Below are 1,168 nucleotides of genomic sequence, written 5' to 3' on the forward strand. Positions count from 1 at the left end.
ATTTAGGTGCAGATCTTACTTGGCATATTAGTGACGACTGGAAAATTAAAGCCGGTTATAACGATCAGCAATTCAATCGTCAACGTTTCGACTCTGCGCCACAATATACCACTGCTCCTTTTAGCAACGGTTACAGCATTAAACCATTTGATCGCTATGATGACTGGCAACATAAAACCGCTTATATCGATTTTACTGGCGAGTTTGATTTTGCAGGAGTTCAACACCAGTTATTGATAGGTGCAAACTATCTAGATTATTTCTATCAACAACAGATCCAGCGTGGAACAAGCCAAACAGTTATTCCTGGGCAGTCAGTTATTAAGCCTGATCTTGATTATCATCTAAGTAGCAAAGGTGATCCGAGCGAATACAAATATTATGGTTTCTATTTACAAGATTTAATGACCGTAAACCAACATTGGAAGTTGCTTGCTGGTGTACGTTATGACGAGCAAAAGAAAGACGGCTTAGGTCAGAACAGTTATGCGGTATCGCCTAAGTTTGGGGCTATTTACTCGCCAATGGAAAATGGCAGTATTTACGTTAACTATTCAAAAAGTTTTACTCCACAAGGTGCTGTTAATAATCAATTTGACGTTAACGATGAACTGGATTTAAAACCTGAATATGGTATTCAGTACGAAGTGGGTACCAAATGGGAACTGTTTGACGATAGCTTATTACTCACTGCGGCTGTATTTGATATCACTGTTGAGAATATTACAATATCTGAAGTATTACCGACTCCAATAGATTCCTATACTGATATCACTACCCAAGGTGGTGAGCAGAAACATCGTGGATTTGAAGTGGGCGCTCAAGGTCAGTTAAGTGACGATTGGTTCATGACATCTTCAATGATGTACCTTGATGCTGAATATCACACGGGTGATGAACGTGAAGGTAAAACACCCGTTGATGCGCCGGAATGGTCGGCTAATATCTGGACTCGCTATGAAATGACTGAAGACTTTGCGATAAACTTTGGTGCTATCTATGTTGGTGAGCGTTTTGCCAACACCGATAACAGTATTAGTAAAGACGGTTATATCCGTTTCGATATCGGCGCAGCCTATACTATGGATGTTATGGGGAAAGACGTCAGTGTACGCGCCAATGTCAGAAATCTATTCGATACCGACTATATTGAAGGTGGTCAGTATAA

General features: G+C 40.3%; 1 protein-coding gene. It reads left to right on the plus strand.

Going from position 1 to position 1,168, the window contains the following annotated elements; genetic code table 11:
* The coding region (locus tag CXF78_RS01275; protein WP_145991315.1) for a TonB-dependent receptor at window positions 1-1,168 on the plus strand (1,168 nt) is incomplete at both ends.

The organism is Shewanella sp. 11B5 (assembly GCF_002836795.1).
Taxonomy (GTDB): domain Bacteria; phylum Pseudomonadota; class Gammaproteobacteria; order Enterobacterales; family Shewanellaceae; genus Shewanella; species Shewanella frigidimarina.